Here is a 20,282-nt window from a genome sequence, read left to right as displayed (position 1 = left end):
TATTGCTAATGAAAAGGAGGGCGTCGCCGGTGGGCGGCGTCCTTCTTTGTGCCCCGGCGTTCGATCGCGTGCGTTCAAATCAACGCGATCCATTTCTTAACGATCTCGCCCTCGTTCTTGAGCTCTTCCATCAGCAACGCTTGAAGCAAATCGTGCTCGCGCTGCAGCTCGGCATTCTCGGCGGCGTCGAAATCGAAAGCGGCATGTTGCGCTGCAACCGGCGCTTGTTGGTCTGGCGTGAGGTCGTCGTCGGGAGATTTCGTCGCCGGCCGCGCGGCGGTCGAGACCGCGCGAACCGGCAGATTGGTCCGTTCATTCGGCGATCGACTGAATGAATTTCTTGGTGATGCTGTCCTCGGTCTTCCTCTTCTTGGCGACATAAGTTTGTTAGGGAGCTTCGCACAGGTCAAAAGTTCGTTCTGCCGCGACGGGACGGCATAGAAGCCGGCGACTCCGGGAGCGCCGCAATGGCCTTGGAGATGCGAGGCTGGTAAATCGACGCTCGACGCCCGCCAAAAATCGGCTAGCACGCGGAGTTCCGCGCCCGTAAGGAATGGCTACGCCGCTGGTAGACGCGGTTATATTAGCAAGGACGAGGCGATAGTGAATCGTCCGAGTCGATCGCGCCACCTGTCGCTTCCCAGCTTCGTTCTAGGAGCACGCCTGAGAGCTACGCATCGATTGAGTTTCAACAAAATCCAAGCCGCTCCAAAAGTGCAGCACCGAAACTGGATCTCTTCATTGACCTCAAGAAGCGCATGCTTGTATACTGCTAAGGCTAGGAAGGCCTGGGTTGCCCCAAGGACCGATTCAGCTCCAGGCCTCCACTCGGAGTAAAGGGAGAATAAGATCTATGAATTTTCGCATTGTCGCTACGATCGCGGCGTTTCTAATACTCGCAGGAAACACTCCATCGGCACTCGCGCAGAAGACCGCTGGGTCTAACGTCAATTCGCCCCAGCGGGCGCGGGATACCGCTGCTGCCAACAAACTAGCTAAAGACCCGCGATTTACGGCTCTTCTGAACAGCGGGCACGCCGATGCAGCCAAGAAGATGCTCGTAGCGAACGGCGCATCCCCAAACCTCATAGTCGGAATTCAAAGACCAAAGTTTGCCTGGTCATCTGGTGGCCCGTCGTCTGACGTTATTCCCAATTACACTTGTAGTCAGTGGGCGCAGGTTTGGTACTACATAGATGGACATTGGTGCTTAGGTTGGGGATGCCTCGGAGTGTTTACGCAACTCGACAACGCCTCTCAATAAACCGGGCAATCCCTTTTTCAAAACGCTGAGTTAAAGCTTGGGACCCCGAGGGTTTGCCGATCTTTAACTCAGCTAGCGCCTTTTACGCGGCTTTCCGCTCCCTAACGAACCGCAGCGCTTTCTTCGGGACTCGCGCTTATCCTGAACATCAGTTAGAGTGCAGTCCGCTATCATTCTGCGGGCATCCGCGAGATCGTCTTCAATCAACCGTGCGGCTTCGTCGTGTGCCACGAAGCTTCGCGGGTCGTCGGCCTTGCGTTGCGTCACGGTCGACGTTTGCGGACTCACCACTAGTGCGCATCCGGTCGCTGCCTGGGACCAAATGGAGGGCCGGATGTGCCTAGTATGTACTTCACCTTCATCGCGCTCTGTGATTTGCCGTGGAAATGTATCGTCAACTAGTCAGCGAGAAGATTGGGCTTTGTGGCGGAGCAAGCTCGCTGCAAGCCTCAGATCAACGCGATCCATTTCTTAACGATCTCGTCCTCGTTCTTGAGCTCTTCCATCAGCAACGCTTGAAGCACATCGTGCTCGCGCTGCAGCTCGGCATTCTCGGCGGCGTCGAAATCGAAAGCGGCATGTTGGGCGGCAACCTGCGCTTGTTGGTCTGGCGTGAGGTCGTCGTCGGGAGATTTCGTCGCCGGCCGCGCGGCGGTTGAGACCGCGCGAACCGGCAGAATTGGTCCGTTCATTCAGTGATCGACTGAATGAAATTTCTTGGTGATACGGACCACTCTCAAGAAAATCGTTTTCCATTCCGAAGATACATAGGAGCTCAAGATTCTTCTCCTTAAGTGGATTATTTAGAATGGCTCGTTGGACGATTCGTGCGCTTGCGGCTATCGCAGCCTTCGGTGTTTCGATCGTATCCGTACTAGGCGGTTTCGCGTTTCGTTTTGCTCTCCAGACTCGATGGCCTATAGAGCCGTATCGGTGTTACGATTGGGTTCCGATTGTAGATAAGATACTCGTTGCGTATGTGATTGTTACGCCACTCGTGGCAGCAAGCGTTTGGGAAAAGAGGCGAACTCTGTCGCTCGTGGCCATCGGCATCGGGGCCTTTATTCTGGCGACCTTTGCCTGGAGTTTCACGAGCACGACATTTTGTGCGCCTCTTTGAACGCCGTTACTCGGTTATGCTTTGTATGAATTTCTTGGTGATGCTGTCGTCGGCTTTGCGTTGGGTCATGTCGACGTTGCGAAGCGTATCGATCTCGCGCATGTTTTCGCTGCGTTCGTCCATCATCTGGTCGAACACTTCACTCTGCATCTGCAACTGTTCTTGGTTCTGCACTTCCGACGCATAGATGCCGAGCTGAAACTGCTCGTCTTGCGCGTTGAGCCCGTTCATCGCGCTGTTCTCGAGATTGCCCGATGCGCCATTACCAACGGCACTGCCGATCGCGTTGCCCAGCAAGCTCGAGCCGACCCCTTCGAGGATCGGAAGTAGAAAAGCCATGTCGTCTCTCCTTGATTCGGGTGTTAGCCGTTGTCGTCGTCATCGAACAGACTGCTATAATCGGTCATCTGGCGATGGTAGCTTTGCGGCGGCTGAGGCGGTGTCGGTGGTTGCATCGAACCCGTGCCCGACGAAGCCATGCTCTCGAGGGCCTGAAGTAATTCGGCGAGTCCGGCGGGTTCGCCCGACGCGTTGATTCCGGGCGATTGCGGAGACGGATCGTTCGGTCCGTCGGGCCCGGCGCCTGGCGTTCCGGGTGGCGCAGCCCCCGACGTTCCGGTCAGCCGTCGGTAATGCTCGATCACCGAATCGGCATAGCCGAGATTTTGGCCGTCGCCCCATTGTGTTCGCGTTCCCGTCGCATCCGGATCTCCCGCGTTATACGCCGAGAGCGCTTCGTGCACGTTCCCGCCGTATCGCTTGAGCAAGCCGGAGATCATGCCGGCTGCATAGTCGGCATTGTCCTGTGGATCCATCGCTTCCGGCGTTTTGGCGAAGTCGTGCCAGCGGTCGTCGATCTGAAAGACGCCGCGGCCGTGGCCGCCGTCTCCGACGATATTGCGTCCGGCGTTGCTGCCGGGCCCACCGGTTTCTTGCGCCGCAACGGCGGCGAGCAGTTCCGGATTCAGCCCGTGTTTACGTGCGGCACCCGCGATCTGTGTCGCGTACCGAACGCCTTCGGATGCGAGCCGCGATGAAGTCGATTCGATCGTCATGTCGCTCGTCTATCCCACCGCACCGGAAACGCGAAAGGGCGCTACTGTTCGGCGTCCTCGAACTCGACCAGCATCTTGCGCAGGAGGCGGACCAGCGTTTTGCGATCGCCCATAGTGAGGCCCGGCAACAGTTCTTCGCCCATTGCGTCGCGCGCCTCGATTGCCCGTACTGCAAGCTTTCGCCCTTTGGCCGTAATCGAAAGTAGAATGGCTCGCCGGTCTTTCGTGTCGTGGCGCCGTTCGATCAGCCCGGCCGCTTCGAGGCGGTCGAGCCGGTTGGTCATCGCCCCGGTGGAGCACAGCAGTTGCGAAGCCACACCGGTCGGGCTCTGCGGTAAATCGCTTCCGGTCGCGAGGATCATGAGCACCTCGGCCTCGCCTTGCTTGACGCCGAGATCGGAAAACATCCGGTCGAGCCGCTCGTCGGTGAACGCGACCACGCGATGGAGCCGCGACACGACCTCGATGACGCTCGTCTCGGTCATGCGAATGCCGGACTGTCCGAGCGTACGTTCCACGTGGTCTGATTTCACCGTCTAAAAGTAAAGCACGCGCCGTTCGTTGTCAAGAAACTTCGACCTGAGATAGCTTGACATCAAACTATATGAGGTTGTAATATGTTTTTACGTCAAACATTTTGACGTCAAACAGGAGTGAACGTAACCAAGATGATCGATCTTACGGGCAAAGTGGCCCTGGTAACCGGCGCCTCGAAAGGCATCGGCGCCGGAATAGCGCGAGGCTTAGCCGCAGCCGGAGCTGCCGTGGCCGTGAACTATTCGAGCGACCAAAAAGGAGCGCAGGCGACGGTTTCGGCAATCGAAACGACCGGCGGTCGCGCCATCGCCGTGCAAGGCGACGTTTCCCGAAGCGCCGATGTGCGCAGCATGTTCGAAGCGGTGAAAAGCCAGTTGGGCGCCCTCGATGTCCTGGTCAACAACGCCGGCGTATTCGCGTTCGGTCCGTTGGAAGACGTGAGCGAAGAAGATTTTCACCGCCAGTTTGATACCAACGTATTGGGTCCGATCCTGACCAGCCGCGAAGCCCTGAAATATTTTCCGGCTTCGGGCGGCAGTATCGTCAACGTCAGTTCCATCGTCAGCGAAAATCCGCAGCCGCAGTCCGTCGTTTACGCGTCCAGCAAAGGCGCAGTCGACGCGCTCACATCGGTACTTTCTAAGGAACTCGGCGAGCGCAAGATTCGTGTGAATACGGTTGCGCCCGGCGTAACGAATACGGAAGGCGTTCGAACCGCGGGCATCAAGGATAGCCCGTTCGAAACCGCGATGGTCGGAATGACCCCGCTCGGACGTATCGGAACGCCGGAAGACATCGCCCCGGTGGTCGTTTTCTTAGCGTCGGATCAAGCCGCGTGGCTGACCGGCGAACGCATCAGCGCTTCGGGCGGCCTGCACTAGCTCACGGGAGGGTGCGCGACAAGGCCGAAGCGTAGCGGCAACGCGCGACAATCTCATGAGGAGCAAAACGATTGATGCGTAGCAAGACCGTGACCGCCGGGGCGCTGTGCCTCGTTGCATTACTCACCGCCTGCGGCGGCGGGAAAAGCAGCAAACCCGACCAGATGACGACGTACGACAACGAGAGTGCAGCGACATCGCATTGCCACAGCGATAAGGTCGTTTGGATTAATCTGCCAACCGGCGTGTATCACTACAAGGGCGAGACGTGGTACGGCCACACCAAACACGGCGCCTACGCCTGCGAAAAGGAAGCCGTCGCCGCCGGCGACCACGCCGCCAAAGCCAACTAGTAGTCGAGACCCGCGAACCAGTCGCCGCGCCCGGCCGGCGTGAGATCGAGCATGTTGTAGACCGGCGTCAGTAGGTCGATACCGCGCTGATTGTTATCGTCGGCCAAGTGCGGATGGCAAGTGTAGAAATGTCGAACCGTTCCATGCGGATCGCGCGAGAACACCGACATCGTGGAATCTTGCGCGCCATCGGCGTCTTCGCTGGCCATGTCGTATTTGAACCTGCTGTCGCCGCAACTTAACAGCCGTAAATTCTTCCAACCGCGTACACGCGCGTACGCACGCAACGCGGCCGGGTCGGCCGCCGCCGCAATCGCGAAATCCACGTTTTGCGCCAGATGCCTCGCCACGCCGTTGTAACCGTCGATCCACATCGTGCACATCGGACACGGCTCCGTTTGCTTTTTCCCGTACATCAACTGATAAATGACCAACGCTCGGCCGGGAGCGCTAAATAGCTCGCTCAGCCGAACCGAACGAACCGGCTCGTCACCCGCCGACAAATCGGACGGCCCTTCCCAAAACTCGTAGTCTTGCATCGGAGCGCCCTTGGGTAACTGCCGTCGCAGTTCGGCGACTCGCTCGCGCTGCCGCATTTCCTCGATCTCGGCTAGTCGCAACGCCTCGCGACGTTCGATATAGTCGGCAGGCTCGTTGGTCAGATTCGTTTGACGCATGGAGTCTCCGTACCCCAAAAGGTCGGCGACTATTAGCCGGCCGCAACTCGCTCATCTCTGCAAAGCAGCGTACGGGGAGTGCCTGGGAGAAGCCGGGGCAGATGCAACGCCCGGCCGTCGCGCGCGCGCTCATAGCAGGTCTCTGTGCCACGCTCATTGGCGTCGGTTTTGCGCGCTTTGCGTATACGCCGCTGTTGCCGCCATTGATCGCGCAGCACTGGTTTCCCGAAGCGGCCGTGGTTTTTCTGAGCGCCGCAAATCTGGCTGGATATTTGCTGGGTGCTCTCGGCGGACGGTGGATGGCGGCCCGCTCATCAAACGTCGCCGTTCTTCGAACCATGCAACTGCTCGTTGCGGCGGCGTTCATCGCGTGCGCGTTTCCGCTTTCGATTGATTGGTTTTTCGCATGGCGTTTGTTGTCGGGCATCGCCGGCGGCGCGATCGTGGTGCTCGTTGCCGCGGCGATACTGCCCAGCGTTCCAAAAGAACGCGAGGGCGCGGCCAGCGGCGCGATTTTCTTAGGCGTCGGCGTCGGCATCGCGGCGTCCGGAACGCTCGTGCCCGCGCTCTTGGCTCACGTGGGGCTGACGGGCACGTGGATCGGACTGGGCGTCGTTTCGTTGGCGCTGACACTCGCTAACTGGACGGCCTGGCCGGAGGCGTCGCACAGACCGCAACTCCAAGTCACGCTAAAAAACGCACCCGAACGCGCAGCGCGCGGATACGGATCGACGCTGCTGGACGTGGTGTATGGATGCATGGCCGTTGGGCTAGTACCGCCGATGCTGTTTTTCGTCGATTTCGTCGCACGCGGCTTGCGCGATGGTACGGGTGCTGCGTCGCTGCTATGGATCGTCTACGGCGTCGGATCGATGTGCGGGCCGTTGGCATACGGCTGGCTGACCGATCGGTTCGGCGCAACGCGAGCTATTCGCTGCGCGTTACTATTGCAGATCGTCGCACTCGCCGCGCTGAGCGTATCGTCGAACGTGGCGGTTCTCAGCGTCGTGGCGTTCGTAGTCGGAAGTTTCCCGCCGGGCATCGTCCCGCTTACACTGGGTTGGTTACGCGAGATCTATCCCAACGATGCGCCGCGCCAGAACGCGAAATGGAGCCGGGCGACGGTCGTATTCGCGGCCTCGCAGGCGGTAGCCGCATATGCCTACTCGGCGATATTCGTGAATTCCGCACGCGACTACCGGCTGTTATTTGTGATCGCGACCGCAGCGATTGTTGTCGCTGCCGCACTCGAACTGTTCGTTCCGTTTGCGCTGCAGAAGAAGAGATCACGTGAACGGTCGGCTTAACGCTATGGCAGCTGACGACGTGCCGACCCTTGCGTGGCCGGAGCGATCGAGTGCGTTAGCTACTCAAGCCACCGCTCCAAGCCGTCGACTGCCCAAATATTTTCATCCTGGAGAGAAACGCTCGCGGCGCCTGACGATCGTCGTCCGGTCGTGACGCTGGTTGGCCTACGGTTCGAAGTCCGCGGTAAATAGGTACTCACCCACGATCGGCGTGCATAAGAACTGCGCCGCGATGTAGGACGACCGATTAGCCGCATCGAGTGCCAGCGCGTCCGCATAGTCGACTCCGCTCTTTTTATACACGAACGATTTCGCCAGCGACCCATCCGAGTTGATATAAATCGCAATCTTCACCTGGAGCGTCTTGCCCGTCTGGATGCCGCGTGGCGACTCCGCGCGCATTACCGTCGCCGCCCTGTACACTTTGCCGCAAGTCAGGGTCGGCAACTTTTGACGAAACGAGGCCGCAAATGTCGGCGTCATCTTGATGTCGGCGGGGGCGTTTTGACCGATGCCCTTCTCGAAGTGATTTGCTTCCGTCGGGCAATTTACGACGGTGCCGCCATCGAGCTGGTATGAGTCCACATAGGCATATCGGATTTGCATCGCATTGGGTAACGCGATCAGAAACTGCGTCGAATGGCGCAGGTAGTCGGCGTCGCCGCTTAACGGCTGCGTCGAAATCGACGCTTCGTACGCGTCGGTGTCGGACAGCAAGATGACGTGCGCGGAAACGCCGGTACTGTGAGCATACAGCCTTCCGAGGAGATAACTTGTTGGCCCGTCGTCGATGCCCCGATTGCGCGCCACGTCCCAGTAATCGTAGTCGGCGGCTACGCTGCAAAAAGGATCTACCCAATAGGGCGGGTCAGGCGAAGGGCTTGGCGATGGCGTCACCGTCTGCGCGCCGGCGCAGAGCGGCGCGCATAAGGCAAAAAAGAAGCAGATGGAAGCGATAAGCCGCCGCATACAGGTCGCTCTTCTTGCATGAGGGCCGATAGCCCCGCGACGACCGAAGCTTACTATTTGTCGGTCAAATTGATGCCGGGGTCCGTCGGCGTTTCTTCACCGTGGGCGTGATGGTGCTCGAATCGTGCCCGTGTTCGCGCCGGTGCCGCGTTCCGTCTAAGTGTATGCTCGTGCGAATGTTCGTGACGTGTTCGGCATTTTCGCTCATAGACGTCGCGTTCGACCCGGCAAAATGCCGACCGACGCCCGCTAGCCGGTAAGTCCCCGGTTCGTGTCGTACCTGACACGGGAGGGAGCTTCGCACGATGTTTGAGAGGTGGCGCGCGCTTCTATGGCGCGGCTGCGAGTCAATTCGCCCGATCGGTGTTGTCGCCACGTTGCTGTTCGCGAGCTCGTTCGCGGCGTCGCCGGCGTACGCTCAAAGCGTTCACTATGGGGATGGTCCACCGCCCGGCGTCGATCCGTTTTGCGGTGTGTCGCTTTCCATGGCCGGTTGGGACGTTAAGAGCAACGCCGAGAGCGCCACGAGCGATCGCCTACTGGCCACGCTCTTCACGCAAGGAAAGAAGCTGTCGGCGCGACTGGTGTTGATGACCGCAACCGAGGCATTTTCGGTGCACGTCCTTCCGCTCATGACGTTCAAACTTGTCAGTGAAAACGGCACGTCCCAATTTCTTATCGCGTTACCCAAAGCCGTGGAAGTCAAAAACGCATATATCGAATCCTATTCCGCGGACGGCGCTCCAGAAGTGCAATGCGCGATAGAACCTTTTAAACTTGGACAGTTCGACTATGCGACGGTCGGCCTAAACCGGCCCTCTCCCGCGTTGTTGAATCACTATATAACGTTTCCGGCGACCCTCAAAGAAAAGCTTCCGGTCACGAATTGCGGCGCGCCGGATCGCGACGCGATCGTAACGCACGCGGTACAGCCCGATGGAATCGAGAACCTGGATAAGATGCGAACCGCCATCGTCGCAGTATACGTCGACGCGACCGGCCAAATTGCTAAGACCTATCTTACGCGATCGAGCGGTATCGATGTTACCGACGAGCAGGCCCAAGCCGCCGCGATACGGTCGACCTACCAGCCCGCGCTCATACATTGCATGCCGGTTAACGCCGCATATCTTTTCACCGTTGAATTCGACAAGTAGCGTGCATGCTGTGAGGACCAAACTTGGTACGCTGGCGCTGGCCGGCGCTTTCTTTTGCGCGAGCGGTTTTGTCGCTGACGCCCAGGCGACCCCGCCGGTCGAGGTGGTCGCCGATCCATCCGCTCGAGATCCATTCTGTTCTGTAGACGTCGAAGCGGCCGTCACGTCGCCGACAACGCTCGTTGCACATCTGCGGGCCGACGGTGCGTCGGCAGGCGCGCATCTCGTCGTCTTCTCCGCGACCGACGCGTACGGAGTCGATGTTCCCGCGTTGGCGCTTTCCGGGCCGCGAAGCATCAAGAACACCGCACCGGTCGAAATAACATTCCCGAAACCGATCGAGGCGAAGTTTATCTACGTCGATTCATACCGCCTCGACGGCGGCGCCGAAACAGCCTGCGCCACCGAGCCGCGCGAGTTCCAAACCAAGACTCCCGCGAATCCCGCAGTTCCTCCGCAGCCGGCAGGTGCGACGTTGCATCTTGCTGCGAAGTTCGTCCAGGCGCTGCCGGCGGTGACCTGTGGAAGCCTCAGCGACGCCGCAACGATCCAGAAGGCGGTTTCGCCGGATTTTCCGAGGGGTCCCGGTATCGCTAGCGGCGAGGGCTCGGTTCGAGTCATCGTGTACGTCGATGCGAGTGGCCGTGCCGCCAAGGCGTACGTGCTGTCATCGACGGCTTCGAAAGCCGAAGAAAACGTGACGAAGGACGCCGCACTGCAATCCACGTACGCGCCGGCGCGCTTCTATTGCGCGCCCGTGCCGGGAACGTACGTGTTCAAAGCAGACTTTGCGCGCGTATACCCGCACTAGTCCCATACGGACTTCGGACTAAGTCTAGTCCACTCGTTCACCTTCTTGATGAGGCAAAATTCGCACCGATCACCCTTGCGGGCCAGCCCTATCGCTCGTTCGGCGCACCTTTTGGGCGCCGAGAAACGGTCCGCTTGTGGATAATTGCGCCCAAGCCGCTAGATCGGCTGAATTCGGCGGGCTTCACCACTGCCGAATTGTGAACCAGTGGACTAAGTCTAGTCCGAATTCCATACAGTCGGATTTCCATGTGTCCCGCAACTCAAGGGCCCCGCTCAAGGCCGCGCGAGCGCGCGTCGGCCCGCGCCCCAGCAGAGCGGTTTGACAACAACGCCACCACACCCTAAAATGAGCGATTGTAGGCTCCGCTGCCGGCGGGGCCTTTCATACTGCATATGGCACGTCCGCACACCGTCGATATCCAGGGAATCCTCTCGGGCGCAGGTCAGGTCCTGACGCTCCACGAGCACGTCCCCCTCGAGTCGTTCGAAGGAATCAAGTTTCCCGAGCCGGCCCGGATCGATCTCGAAATGAAGTGCGCCGACCGTATCCTGATGGTCGAGGGTCAGATTCAAGCAACCGCCGAGGGCGACTGCGACGCCTGTCTCGAGCACGTCGAGCGGCAACTGCTAGTAGAGGTAGACGAGCGGCTCGACCCGCAGATCGATCGCAAAGCCGACCCGTTCGGCGAGGGCAACGTCCTCATCGACGGCAAGCTCGATATCGCGGATCTCGCGCGGCAGGTCGTCCTGACCGTTCTGCCGATGGGTCTGCGATGCACGGATGACTGCAAGGGGCTGTGCGGCTCCTGCGGCGCGAATTTAAACGCCGGCCAGTGCGCCTGCAACATCGACAACGACAACGACAACGGAGAAGACGGAGACTAACGTGGCAAACCCAAAATGGAAAACGCCGCGCAGTAAAACGCGCAGCCGCCGAGCGGCCAACTGGAAACTGGAACCCGTCACGACGGTCCAGTGCCCGCAGTGTCACGAGCCCAAGCGGCCGCATTTCGCGTGCGGCAAATGCGGCACGTACGCCGGTCGCCAAGTCATGGAAATCAAAGACGAGCACACTCACGCCGCAGCGGCACCAGATCAGCCCTAGCGGAGGGTGCGCGTAGGCGTCGTTTTCCCGGGCCAAGGTTCGCAGTCAGTCGGCATGGGCGCCGACGTTGCGGTCCAGTCGACCGGCGCGCAAAATGTGTTCGACCGCGCCTCGAGCGTGCTCGGCTACGACCTACTCGCGCTCCAGATCGCCGGCCCGGATGAAAAACTTCGCGAAACGCAATTCAGCCAGCCGGCCATTTTCGCGACCAACCTCGCACTCTACGAGGCGGTCGGAAGCGGGATACAACCAGCAGTCAGCGCCGGCCATTCGTTCGGTGAGATCTGCAGTCTGGTTATCGCCAAGAGCATCGGCTTCGAAGACGCGGTAAGAATAGTCGACGAAAGAGCCAAGGCCATGCAGGATGCCGCCGAACTCGCGCCCGGCGCGATGTCGGCCGTTCTCGGCCTCGACGCCGCCGTCATCGAGCGCGTCGCAGCAGAAACCCGCAGCAGCGGAGCGGGAAGAGTCGCCCTCGCCAATTTTAATGCCCCCTCGCAAATCGTCATCAGCGGCGACCTCAAAGCGGTCCAGCAAGCCGGCGACGCAATGCTCGAAGCAGGGGCCAAACGCGTGGTAACCCTCAACGTCTCCGGCGCCTGGCACAGCGAGCTGATGCGCCCCGCCGTCGAACGCTTCGCTCGCGAAGTGGCCAACGCGAATTTCAAAGTCCCGGAGTTCGACGTGATCTCCAACGTCGATGCGCAGCCCTACCGAGACATCTCAACGATCCGCGAACGGCTAGTGGAGTCGATCGTCTCGCAGGTACGGTGGCACGACACGGCCGCGCGCCTCCTCACCTACGATCTCGACCTGGTCGTCGAGTTCGGCGCTAACGGGGTACTGGGACCGCTCATGAAGCGCATGCCGGACGCGCCCGAGGTCACCACCGTCAGCGATTTCAACGGCGTCGAAAAGTTACGTCAAAGACTAGCGAAAGCGCCCGCATGACCGCCGACATGACCCTCGACTCGAGCCTCCACGGTAAGGTTGCCTTAGTCACCGGAGCCAGCCGGGGCATCGGAAGAGCCATCGCGATAGAATTCGCCCGTCACGGAGCAGACCTAGCGCTCGTTGGACGCGATGTAAGCGCGCTGGAAGAAACGGCCGCTCACTGCGCAGCCGCCCGGACGGGCACGTCGGCACTCGTGATACCGTGCGACGTTGCTAATCGCCAGGCGGTAGATGAGGCGGTCGCGGGCTCCCTCAACCGCTTCGGCCGCCTCGATTGCGCTGTTGCCAACGCGGGCCAGTCCATAGACGGGCTCCTCATCCGATTGCGCGACGAGGCGTTGGACCGCCTGCTCGACGTCAACCTGAAATCCGCGTTCTATCTAACCGCCGCCGTCGCGAAACCGATGATGAAGGCGCGCTCGGGATCGATCGTGCTCGTCAGCAGCGTCGTCGGTGCGTTCGGAAACGCCGGTCAAAGCATGTACGCCGCTTCGAAAGCCGGCCTGCTTGGCTTGTGTAAATCCGCCGCGAAGGAGTTGGGTTCGAGGAATATAAGAGTCAACGCCGTCGCGCCGGGCCTCATCGAGACCGCCATGACCGAAAAGATGCCCGAAGCCGCGCGCGGAGTGTTGACGAATCAAGCCGCGTTGGGGCGAACGGGAACGCCGGAGGACGTAAGCGGTCCGGTTGTGTTCCTCTGCTCGCAAGCAGCTGCTTACATTACGGGGCAAACCCTCGTCATCGACGGCGGGGTGTTCATGTGAATTCGTACACGCGTACGCGCACTTATTAAGGAGAAGCAATGGCCACGACCTTCGATCGAGTCAAGAAGATCATCGTCGAGCAGCTCGGTGTCGATGAATCGGAAGTGACGCCGGAAGCGTCGATCACCGACGATCTTGGCGCCGACTCCCTCGACCAAGTGGAGTTGGTGATGGCGTTCGAGACCGAGTTCAACATCGATATTCCCGACGAGGAAGCCGAAAAAATCAAGACCGTCGGCGACGCCGTCAAACGCGTCGATGAAGCCAACGCGAGCGGCGGCGGCGGTACCACGACCTAATTGTTCGATCAACTCAGCGAACGCTTGAGCGCGGTTTTCGCGCGCTTGAGCGGTCGCGGGAAACTCAGCGAAAGCGACGTTAACGAAGCGCTGCGCGAGGTCCGCGTAGCGCTCCTCGAGGCCGACGTTTCTTTGGCCGCAGCCAAGGCATTCGTCGCTCGTATCAAAGAGCAGGCCATCGGCGCGCAAGTGCTCGATTCGCTCACGCCGGCGCAGACGATCGTCAAAATCGTCTACGACGAACTGGTCGCCATGCTCGGCGGCGCGCAAGCCCGTCTGCAATTCTCCGACGCACCACCCTCGGTGATCATGCTCGTCGGGCTGCAAGGCTCGGGCAAAACCACACAAGCCGGCAAACTCGCGTTGCGACTCAAAGAACAAGGCCGTCGCACGCTGTTGGTTGCCGCCGACGTTTACCGTCCGGCCGCCATCGACCAGTTGCAAACCCTCGGCCGCCAATTGGATCTGCCGGTCTTCGAACGCGGCACCAGCGATCCGGTCAAGATCGCGCGCGACGGCGTGGCCGAAGCCAAACGCCTCGGCATCTCGACCGTCATCATCGACACCGCCGGCCGCCTGCAAATCGACGACGATCTGATGCGCGAACTCGAGCGCATCAAAGCCGCCATTCAACCCAAAGAAATCTTGCTGGTCGTCGATGCGATGACTGGACAAGAAGCCACCACGGTGGCGCGCGGCTTCAACGAGCGGCTCGGCATCACCGGCGTGATGCTTACCAAAATGGATGGCGACACGCGCGGCGGCGCGGCGCTCTCGATCCATGCCGATACCGGCGCGCCGATTAAATTCGTCGGCGTCGGGGAAAAACTCAACGCGCTCGAACCGTTCTATCCGGATCGGTTAGCGCAGCGCATCTTGGGCATGGGCGACATGCTCACGCTCATCGAGAAGACGCAGTCGCTCTACACCGCCGAGCAAACCAAAGAGCTCGAAGAAAAGCTGCTCAAACAGAGTTTCACGCTCGACGATTTTCTCGACCAGATGCGTCAGATGCGCAAACTCGGCTCGATGACCGACCTGTTGAAGATGATTCCCGGCCTCTCCGGGCGGTTGCCCAAAGATTTCCAGATCCCCGAAAAAGATCTGGCTCGCATCGAAGCGATCATCTGCTCGATGACGCGACGGGAACGCCGCAACCCCGACCTGCTCAACGGCTCGCGCCGCAAGCGCATCGCGTTTGGCTCGGGCACGCAAGTGTCCGACGTCAACCGGCTCGTCAAGCAGTTCGAACAGTCCCGCCTAATGATGAAACAGCTTGGCGGCGGACGCAATAAGAAGCGTATGCCGCGTTTGCCCGCATTCAAATGAAAGTAACGCTATGGTAAAAATCCGACTCCGGCGCATGGGCGCCAAAAAACAGCCGACGTATCGGTTCGTCGTAGCCGACGCACGTGCGCCGCGCGACGGACGCTTTATCGAAATCCTCGGCCATTACAATCCGCGCACCGAACCGCGCACCATCGAAGTCGACGAAGTCAAAGCCAAAGAATGGTTGTCGAAGGGCGCCGTACCGTCCGAGACCGTGCGCCGCTTGTTTTCCGAGCGCGGCATCATGGAACGCGGACCGATTCGCGAATTCAAGCGCGCTCCCAAGAACGCTAAAGGCGCAGCATAATGAGCGCGTTCGACGACGAATTCGGACTCTTCGGCGAAGAGACCGAAGAGGCCGAGCGACGCCCTACCCTGGGCGCGCGCACGATCGGCGGCGCGAACGAAACGATCATCGACGAAATCGAACTCGACGAGCCACGCCGGTCGGCGCCCACCGCCGATCGCGCGCCGCGATCCGATGCGCAACCGCGTTTCGAGGGCACGCCCGCGGGTGCGGGTGCGCCGCGCAACGACGGTCCGCCGCGACCCGAAGGCGGCGGCGGATATGGACAGCGCAACGATCGCCGTCGTCGCGACGACCGCCCCTCGTACGGCGACCGGCCGCAACGGCGTCGTAACGCCGATCCGCAAGATCCGTGGGCGGGACATCGCCGCGCTTCCGTCATGCTGGATTTTCTGGCGAAGAAACTCGTTACCGAACCCGAGAAGGTCGCGGTCGAGTTGTTCCTAGACGAAGCGCAACAGCCGGTGATCGAGTTAGTAGTCGCTCCCGACGATCTCGGCAAAGTCATCGGCCGCAACGGGCGCGTCGCGCATGCATTGCGCACGTTGGTTCGTGCGACCGCCGAGAGCCGCGTGTCGGTCGATATCATGAATACGGAAGAAGCCGGCGACGACGCCGCGGATGATGCCAAGGAAGAATGACGTGCCGGTGGCCCGGATTGCCGGGCCGTTCGGCGTTCGTGGCGAGGTAAAGTGCGATCCGACCGATGCGGGTCGCACGCTCGTTTTAGCCGGTGCCGAGTTTTACTGGGAAGGCGCCAGCATCAAACTCACGTCGGTACGTCCGCATAAAGGACGGCTGCTAGTTCGCATTGAGGGCGTCGACGACGCCGATACCGCCGAACGTTTCCGCGGCGCCATGCTCTACACATCGCGCGATCGCGTCGACGTCGAACCGGGCGAATATCTCGACACCGATCTCGCCGGCTGCGACGTGATCGATGCCGCCGATGGCCGCAGCTATGGAACCGTCGATTCGATCGCGCATTATCCCGCCAGCGACATGTTGATCGTGAGCGGCGTGATGGTGCCGATGGTCTCGGAGTTTATCCGCGACGTCGACATCCCAGCCAAACGCATAACGATCTCGCCGCCCGCGGAGTTATTTCCCGAGGTCTAGGTCCGCGATGACCGAGTTTCAAAAACTGTGGGCCGGCCAAACCGTGAGCCTGCTCGGATCGGCCCTAACGAGCTTTGCTTTGCCGACGCTCGCCGTGCTCGTTCTGCACGCGACCGCGCCGCAAGTCGGCGCGATTGCAGCGCTGCAGATGCTTCCGTTTCCGGTGCTGGGGATGTTCGTAGGCGTTTTAGCCGATCGTTATTCACGCCGCAGGATGATGCTGATCTCGGATTGGGTGCGTTTTTTCGTGCTGGCGGCGATCCCGATTGCCGCCCTCTATGGACACCTGACGCTTCCAGTGATCTATGTGGTCGCCCTAGTGAGTGGCACGGCATCGGTCTTTTTCGGCGTTGCGTATCCATCGTATCTTCCCGTCATCGTCCCGGCAGACGAACTGACCGACGCCAATGCCAAGCTAGAATTTTCGAACTCGGGATCGCAGATGGCGGGAAACGCATTGGGGGGTATACTCGTGCAGTGGCTCGGGGCTGCCGTTGCCATCGGCGTGGACGCGTTTTCGTATCTCGTGTCGGCGCTGAGCCTAAGCATGATACGCAAGCGAGAACCCGCGCACGAGGGACCGAGGCTGACCGGGCAACAGTGCCTCCGCGAGATCGGCGAAGGAATACGTTTCGTGGTGGCATCGCCGGATCTGCGATGGGTGGCGCTAACGACTGCAACCGTCAACTTCGGCATCGGGATCGTCAACGCCGTCATATTGATCTACGCCTATCGTATTCTGCGGCTGCAACCCGGTTGGCTCGGAATAGCGTTCGGCGTTGCGGAAATCGGCTTCGTCGGAGCGTTGTTCGCAGCTCGCCTACGAGCGCGCTTCGGCTTGCGCCGCGTCCTCATCGGCGCAATCTTGTTCGGAGCGGTCGGTAGCGGCGTAAATCTACTTGCGCCCTTCGGCCTTCCATACGTCGTGCTCGGCGTAGCGACGGCGGCATCGGCCATTACTGTTCCAATCTACAATATCAATCAGGTCAGTTACCGCCAGGCGCTCACGGATATGCGTATGCAAGGCCGCGTCAATGCGACGATACGCACGTTCGTGTTGGGCACCTTGCCGCTCGGCTCGCTCGTCGGTGGTTATCTCGGCGGCGCAGCCGGCGTCACTCAGACGATCGTTATCGGCACGGTGTTGTTGGGCGCGTCGGCGTTGTGGCTGCTTCCGTTCCGCGAACGCGCCCTATCGACTACGGCACCTAGTACATCGCCGGCGGACTAACGGCCACCGACGACACCGTCAGCAAGCCGTTGAAGGTCGTCGTTTGCAGCACGCCCTTCGGATAGCTATACACGTTGACGGTGCCTTGCGAAAGGCTCGCGACGTACAGAAGCGTCTGTTTCTTGTTCAGGACGAACTTGAACGGAATCCCGCTCGGATTGGCGATCGAGCTCGTTGGGTGCGTCGCGCCGGCGGGGAAAATATTGATAACGTGATTCGACTGATCGCCGAGCAACAGATTTCCACTCGCGTCGATCTTTGCGTCGCTCGCCATCCCCTCTGCAATGCCGAGATCTTCGCCGTTCACCAAACCGCGCGAATACTTCTCGACGCGGCCGGAATAGCCGCCGTTATTATAGGCGGCATACACGTTCTGTTTGGCGTCGATGCCGAAGCCTTCCGGCCCCGGCAATGTTACCGTGCGCGTTGGCGAGGTTGCACCCTTCGCGTAATAGTAGACGGCGTTACTTCCGAACCCCGCTGCGTAGACGTCGCCGGACTTGGAAACCCCCACGCCGATCACGTTGGTCGCGCCGCCAAGCGTTGCGCTCGGCGAGTCCTGGCCATCCGGGTAAACGGTAATGGTGCCGGAGGTAACGTTGGATACGTAGAGCGAGCCGCCGGGAGCCACCCACATACCGTAAGGCCCGTCGATCCCAGTCGTTATTTCGCCGATTTCGTTGCCGCCGCCGGGAGCGTAGATGCGCACGACGTTGCGCACCAGGTCCGCCACGTACACTTTCGTACCGTGCCGTTTGGCCTCGGGAGACATCCAACCGCGCGCCGTCGCAGCAACGCCGGACGCCGCCGCAGCAGCACCGGACACGGCCCCGGCAACAGTGGGCGCCGCAGCTGCATCCGGCACTCCGGATCCGGCGCCGCTACATGCTGCGAGTATAAAGACGGCCGGCACGATAGCCGGCGCGAAGGCGTGAGTATAAGAACGCATGATTACTGCTCCTCAAAATGAAAAGTGAAGCAACGATGAATCTGCCGATAGCCTCGCAACTTCCCGTGAAGAAAGTCTGAACGTTGATGCTTCGATCGCTGGCTGGAGCCTGCTTGATGTTCGCACTGGTCGGCGCGGCTAAGCCGCTCGCGCCGTCGTCGATGACGACCGTGAAGTTCCGCTACGTCCACCACGAGATCGTGGTTTCGGCGACCGTCGACGGCAAAGGCCCGTATGCATTTCTGCTCGACACCGGAACGACGCCCTCGATCGTCGATGCGGCCGTCGCAAAGTCGCTTGCAATTCGTGCGAACGGCCCGGCCGCCCGCGGCAACGATATGGCTGCTGGTACGACGAAGGCGTTCCCCGCGACGTTGCACGGCCTGCGCTACGGAGCGATGGCCATCGGGCCGCTCGACATCGTAGTGACGGATCTCTCGGCGATGAGTAAACGGCTCGGCGTGTCTCTGGCGGGCGTCCTCGGTTCGAACTTCTTCGACGGACGCAGCGTTCGCATCGACTATCCGTGCGGAGAAACTTCGATGATGACCAGTCACGACGATGCTCCATTGACGGCGCCGTTCAATATGTTGCCGTCGGGCTGGATCGATGTCGGCGATGCCTGGGCCAATGAGAAGCGTATTTCCGCCGCCATCGATACCGGCAACTCGGGAACGCCGGTGGTGACCAAGCGCGGCATCGCCAAACTTGGCCTGCAACGGTCGCACTCCGAAACGCAAGGTTCGCTATCCGAACTTCGCATCGGCGACACGAAGTTCGGTGCGCCGGCGGTGCGTTTTTTGCCCTCGTCCGACGACGCGTTCGATATCAACATCGGCAACCGGACGCTTGAGAAATATGTCGTTACGCTCGACTATCTGCGCGGCCGCCTGACCATCGCAAAGGCCCATCCGTGCTAGCCTAGCCGCAACTTGGCTGCCGCTTCCAGGCCGTCGCTCGACGCCAATAGAAGCGACTCCGTTACATCATGTTCGAACAACTTCGCGTAAACCGGGTCCGAGTGTTCAGTGCCGTCATTGTCGCACCCACGATAGCGGCTTCGCTCGTACTGTCGGGCTGTAACGGACCGGTTTTGCCCGCGGCCGCGCCAGCCGGGATCACGAGCCAAAATCGACATCAATACCGTCTCGACATCGACCCGCGTTATCAATGGGAACATAACTACGGTTATTGCGGCGAGGTGTCGTTTATCAGCGCGGGCCTCTTTTACGGGCAGTATATTTCGCAATACGATGCGCGTGCCGCCGCGACCGACGCGCCGCAATACGATTATCGAAGCCAATTGCTGCTCGGCGGCTCGGATATGCGCGCCGCGCGCAACATGCACCTCGCCGCTACCGAGTGGAACCGAAAAACCGAGAAGAGCCCGCACGACTTTCTCGCCTGGGTCAAACAGAACGTAAAGCAAGGCTATCCCGTCGTGATCGGCATCTACACCAACGACTATCGATTCTATGGCGACCGCAATCCGCGCGCCGGCTCGCCGGAATACGACCATATCGTCCCCGTGCTCGGTATCGACGCACGCCAAAGCAGCGATGGCTACGATCCCGACGACCGGATCGCGTTCAGTGACAATGGCCTCTTAGGATCCGGTCCCGGCCATTCACGTTACGTGTTCACGTATCCGTTCGGAAGTTTCCAGCGCAGCAGAAAGCAGGCCGACGGGCCGGACGTGCCCTGGTATTCGCTTCCCGATTACGGAAAGAATTATGGCGCCGCCGTTACCGGCGTCCGCGACGACGACCACGAGACGATTCCCGTGCGTGTTGCGACCAGCGCCAACGACGAAGTTCCGCAGATCGCCAAACACTCCGATACGCGTCCCCCGTCCGACCCTCTCACCTTGACCGTCACGGTCTCGGGCCTACAACCGGGCCAAAACTATGTGCTCTACCGTTACGATTCGCTGAAAGCGATTCCGGATAGCGCATTGAATGCCAACGCGAGCCAAGCGTCGGAACATTGGAGTTTTACCGGCACGTCATCGGGCACGTACTCCGTCACCGAGAAGATCATGACCGACGACGTCGCCGCCTATCGCGCCGTCCCCGAGAACGCCCGGTAACGG

Annotated in this window: 25 protein-coding genes; 18 read left to right on the top strand and 7 right to left on the bottom strand. The window is 60.3% G+C overall.

Going from position 1 to position 20,282, the window contains the following annotated elements; genetic code table 11:
- The first annotated feature begins 8 nt into the window (after positions 1–8).
- Complete coding sequence (locus VGF98_00925) at positions 9–335, top strand: hypothetical protein (GenBank protein HEY1680191.1); 327 nt, start codon at positions 9–11, stop codon at positions 333–335.
- A gap of 1,378 nt (positions 336–1,713) precedes the next feature.
- Here the strand turns inward: VGF98_00925 and VGF98_00920 are convergent.
- The 4 genes from VGF98_00920 to VGF98_00905 all read right to left on the bottom strand — a co-directional run bounded on the left by VGF98_00920 (position 1,714) and on the right by VGF98_00905 (position 3,957).
- The gene (locus VGF98_00920) at positions 1,714–1,956 is read right to left on the bottom strand and encodes a hypothetical protein (GenBank protein HEY1680190.1); all 243 of its coding nucleotides are present in this window, start codon (positions 1,954–1,956) and stop codon (positions 1,714–1,716) included.
- 434 nt (positions 1,957–2,390) lie between these two features.
- On the bottom strand, positions 2,391–2,723 hold the full coding sequence (locus VGF98_00915) for a hypothetical protein (GenBank protein HEY1680189.1): 333 nt from the start codon (positions 2,721–2,723) through the stop codon (positions 2,391–2,393).
- 23 nt (positions 2,724–2,746) lie between these two features.
- Positions 2,747–3,439 carry a transglycosylase SLT domain-containing protein gene (locus VGF98_00910; protein HEY1680188.1) on the bottom strand — a complete coding sequence of 231 codons (693 nt, stop codon included), beginning with the start codon at positions 3,437–3,439 and terminating at the stop codon, positions 2,747–2,749.
- Positions 3,440–3,480: 41 nt separating this feature from the next.
- Positions 3,481–3,957, bottom strand: coding sequence for a MarR family transcriptional regulator (locus VGF98_00905; GenBank protein ID HEY1680187.1), 477 nt, complete (start codon positions 3,955–3,957; stop codon positions 3,481–3,483).
- 150 nt (positions 3,958–4,107) lie between these two features.
- Here VGF98_00905 and VGF98_00900 point away from each other — a divergent pair, with 150 nt between their 5' ends.
- Together VGF98_00900 and VGF98_00895 are read left to right on the top strand one after the other, a co-directional pair.
- Entirely contained in the window at positions 4,108–4,857 is a 750-nt protein-coding gene (locus VGF98_00900; protein ID HEY1680186.1) for a glucose 1-dehydrogenase, read from the top strand.
- A gap of 74 nt (positions 4,858–4,931) precedes the next feature.
- Positions 4,932–5,210: a hypothetical protein gene (locus VGF98_00895; protein HEY1680185.1), complete on the top strand. Its 279-nt coding sequence runs from the start codon at positions 4,932–4,934 to the stop codon at positions 5,208–5,210.
- On the opposite strand, the gene VGF98_00890 is transcribed toward VGF98_00895, so the two are convergent.
- Positions 5,207–5,887: a DUF899 family protein gene (locus tag VGF98_00890; GenBank protein HEY1680184.1), complete on the bottom strand. Its 681-nt coding sequence runs from the start codon at positions 5,885–5,887 to the stop codon at positions 5,207–5,209. The genes VGF98_00895 and VGF98_00890 overlap by 4 nt on opposite strands.
- A 101-nt stretch (positions 5,888–5,988) precedes the next feature.
- Between VGF98_00890 and VGF98_00885 the strand changes: the two genes are divergently transcribed.
- Positions 5,989–7,194 (top strand): YbfB/YjiJ family MFS transporter, encoded by a 1,206-nt coding sequence (locus VGF98_00885; GenBank protein HEY1680183.1) that lies wholly within the window; start codon positions 5,989–5,991, stop codon positions 7,192–7,194.
- A gap of 165 nt (positions 7,195–7,359) precedes the next feature.
- On the opposite strand, the gene VGF98_00880 is transcribed toward VGF98_00885, so the two are convergent.
- Positions 7,360–8,004, bottom strand: coding sequence for a hypothetical protein (locus VGF98_00880; GenBank protein ID HEY1680182.1), 645 nt, complete (start codon positions 8,002–8,004; stop codon positions 7,360–7,362).
- A 464-nt stretch (positions 8,005–8,468) separates the two neighbouring features.
- Between VGF98_00880 and VGF98_00875 the strand changes: the two genes are divergently transcribed.
- The 12 genes from VGF98_00875 (at position 8,469) to VGF98_00820 (ending at position 17,241) form a co-directional block, all read left to right on the top strand.
- Complete coding sequence (locus VGF98_00875; GenBank protein HEY1680181.1) at positions 8,469–9,320, top strand: energy transducer TonB; 852 nt, start codon at positions 8,469–8,471, stop codon at positions 9,318–9,320.
- A gap of 10 nt (positions 9,321–9,330) precedes the next feature.
- Positions 9,331–10,131, top strand: a complete 801-nt coding sequence (locus VGF98_00870) for a hypothetical protein (GenBank protein HEY1680180.1) — start codon at positions 9,331–9,333, stop codon at positions 10,129–10,131.
- A gap of 395 nt (positions 10,132–10,526) precedes the next feature.
- Positions 10,527–11,018: a DUF177 domain-containing protein gene (locus tag VGF98_00865; GenBank protein ID HEY1680179.1), complete on the top strand. Its 492-nt coding sequence runs from the start codon at positions 10,527–10,529 to the stop codon at positions 11,016–11,018.
- A gap of 1 nt (position 11,019) precedes the next feature.
- Positions 11,020–11,238: a 50S ribosomal protein L32 gene (gene rpmF, locus VGF98_00860; GenBank protein ID HEY1680178.1), complete on the top strand. Its 219-nt coding sequence runs from the start codon at positions 11,020–11,022 to the stop codon at positions 11,236–11,238.
- Positions 11,239–11,244: 6 nt separating this feature from the next.
- Entirely contained in the window at positions 11,245–12,189 is a 945-nt protein-coding gene (fabD, locus tag VGF98_00855; GenBank protein HEY1680177.1) for an ACP S-malonyltransferase, read from the top strand.
- Positions 12,186–12,956: a glucose 1-dehydrogenase gene (locus tag VGF98_00850; protein HEY1680176.1), complete on the top strand. Its 771-nt coding sequence runs from the start codon at positions 12,186–12,188 to the stop codon at positions 12,954–12,956. The genes fabD and VGF98_00850 overlap by 4 nt, the downstream gene beginning before the upstream one ends.
- A gap of 38 nt (positions 12,957–12,994) precedes the next feature.
- Positions 12,995–13,255 carry an acyl carrier protein gene (locus VGF98_00845; GenBank protein ID HEY1680175.1) on the top strand — a complete coding sequence of 87 codons (261 nt, stop codon included), beginning with the start codon at positions 12,995–12,997 and terminating at the stop codon, positions 13,253–13,255.
- The gene (gene ffh, locus VGF98_00840; GenBank protein HEY1680174.1) at positions 13,256–14,584 is read left to right on the top strand and encodes a signal recognition particle protein; all 1,329 of its coding nucleotides are present in this window, start codon (positions 13,256–13,258) and stop codon (positions 14,582–14,584) included.
- 10 nt (positions 14,585–14,594) lie between these two features.
- Positions 14,595–14,891, top strand: a complete 297-nt coding sequence (rpsP, locus tag VGF98_00835) for a 30S ribosomal protein S16 (protein ID HEY1680173.1) — start codon at positions 14,595–14,597, stop codon at positions 14,889–14,891.
- Complete coding sequence (locus VGF98_00830) at positions 14,891–15,532, top strand: KH domain-containing protein (GenBank protein HEY1680172.1); 642 nt, start codon at positions 14,891–14,893, stop codon at positions 15,530–15,532. The genes rpsP and VGF98_00830 overlap by 1 nt, the downstream gene beginning before the upstream one ends.
- A gap of 7 nt (positions 15,533–15,539) precedes the next feature.
- Positions 15,540–16,010, top strand: coding sequence for a ribosome maturation factor RimM (gene rimM, locus VGF98_00825; GenBank protein ID HEY1680171.1), 471 nt, complete (start codon positions 15,540–15,542; stop codon positions 16,008–16,010).
- 7 nt (positions 16,011–16,017) lie between these two features.
- Positions 16,018–17,241 carry an MFS transporter gene (locus tag VGF98_00820; GenBank protein ID HEY1680170.1) on the top strand — a complete coding sequence of 408 codons (1,224 nt, stop codon included), beginning with the start codon at positions 16,018–16,020 and terminating at the stop codon, positions 17,239–17,241.
- Here VGF98_00820 and VGF98_00815 read toward each other — a convergent pair.
- Positions 17,219–18,190, bottom strand: a complete 972-nt coding sequence (locus tag VGF98_00815; protein HEY1680169.1) for a hypothetical protein — start codon at positions 18,188–18,190, stop codon at positions 17,219–17,221. The two genes, VGF98_00820 and VGF98_00815, sit on opposite strands and share 23 nt — an antisense overlap.
- An 86-nt stretch (positions 18,191–18,276) precedes the next feature.
- Between VGF98_00815 and VGF98_00810 the strand changes: the two genes are divergently transcribed.
- On the top strand, positions 18,277–19,110 hold the full coding sequence (locus VGF98_00810) for a retropepsin-like aspartic protease (GenBank protein HEY1680168.1): 834 nt from the start codon (positions 18,277–18,279) through the stop codon (positions 19,108–19,110).
- 68 nt (positions 19,111–19,178) lie between these two features.
- Positions 19,179–20,279 (top strand): hypothetical protein, encoded by a 1,101-nt coding sequence (locus VGF98_00805; GenBank protein HEY1680167.1) that lies wholly within the window; start codon positions 19,179–19,181, stop codon positions 20,277–20,279.
- Positions 20,280–20,282: the final 3 nt, after the last annotated feature.

It is taken from the genome of Candidatus Tumulicola sp. (genome assembly GCA_036490475.1).
Lineage (GTDB): Bacteria > Vulcanimicrobiota > Vulcanimicrobiia > Vulcanimicrobiales > Vulcanimicrobiaceae > Tumulicola.
The sequence above is the reverse complement of the archived record's forward strand: the minus strand, read 5'-3'. Positions and strand labels throughout refer to the sequence as shown.

Excerpts from the sequence above, each read along its gene's own strand:
- VGF98_00925 (HEY1680191.1), top strand. The coding sequence starts at position 9 with ATGAAAAGGAGGGCGTCGCCGGTGGGCGGCGTCCTTCTTTGTGCCCCG.
- VGF98_00920 (HEY1680190.1), bottom strand. The coding sequence starts at position 1,956 with ATGAACGGACCAATTCTGCCGGTTCGCGCGGTCTCAACCGCCGCGCGG.
- VGF98_00915 (HEY1680189.1), bottom strand. The coding sequence starts at position 2,723 with ATGGCTTTTCTACTTCCGATCCTCGAAGGGGTCGGCTCGAGCTTGCTG.
- VGF98_00910 (HEY1680188.1), bottom strand. The coding sequence starts at position 3,439 with ATGACGATCGAATCGACTTCATCGCGGCTCGCATCCGAAGGCGTTCGG.
- VGF98_00900 (HEY1680186.1), top strand. The coding sequence starts at position 4,108 with ATGATCGATCTTACGGGCAAAGTGGCCCTGGTAACCGGCGCCTCGAAA.
- VGF98_00895 (HEY1680185.1), top strand. The coding sequence starts at position 4,932 with ATGCGTAGCAAGACCGTGACCGCCGGGGCGCTGTGCCTCGTTGCATTA.
- VGF98_00890 (HEY1680184.1), bottom strand. The coding sequence starts at position 5,887 with ATGCGTCAAACGAATCTGACCAACGAGCCTGCCGACTATATCGAACGT.
- VGF98_00885 (HEY1680183.1), top strand. The coding sequence starts at position 5,989 with ATGCAACGCCCGGCCGTCGCGCGCGCGCTCATAGCAGGTCTCTGTGCC.
- VGF98_00875 (HEY1680181.1), top strand. The coding sequence starts at position 8,469 with ATGTTTGAGAGGTGGCGCGCGCTTCTATGGCGCGGCTGCGAGTCAATT.
- VGF98_00865 (HEY1680179.1), top strand. The coding sequence starts at position 10,527 with ATGGCACGTCCGCACACCGTCGATATCCAGGGAATCCTCTCGGGCGCA.
- VGF98_00850 (HEY1680176.1), top strand. The coding sequence starts at position 12,186 with ATGACCGCCGACATGACCCTCGACTCGAGCCTCCACGGTAAGGTTGCC.
- VGF98_00845 (HEY1680175.1), top strand. The coding sequence starts at position 12,995 with ATGGCCACGACCTTCGATCGAGTCAAGAAGATCATCGTCGAGCAGCTC.
- rpsP (HEY1680173.1), top strand. The coding sequence starts at position 14,595 with ATGGTAAAAATCCGACTCCGGCGCATGGGCGCCAAAAAACAGCCGACG.
- VGF98_00830 (HEY1680172.1), top strand. The coding sequence starts at position 14,891 with ATGAGCGCGTTCGACGACGAATTCGGACTCTTCGGCGAAGAGACCGAA.
- VGF98_00820 (HEY1680170.1), top strand. The coding sequence starts at position 16,018 with ATGACCGAGTTTCAAAAACTGTGGGCCGGCCAAACCGTGAGCCTGCTC.
- VGF98_00815 (HEY1680169.1), bottom strand. The coding sequence starts at position 18,190 with ATGCGTTCTTATACTCACGCCTTCGCGCCGGCTATCGTGCCGGCCGTC.
- VGF98_00810 (HEY1680168.1), top strand. The coding sequence starts at position 18,277 with ATGCTTCGATCGCTGGCTGGAGCCTGCTTGATGTTCGCACTGGTCGGC.
- VGF98_00805 (HEY1680167.1), top strand. The coding sequence starts at position 19,179 with ATGTTCGAACAACTTCGCGTAAACCGGGTCCGAGTGTTCAGTGCCGTC.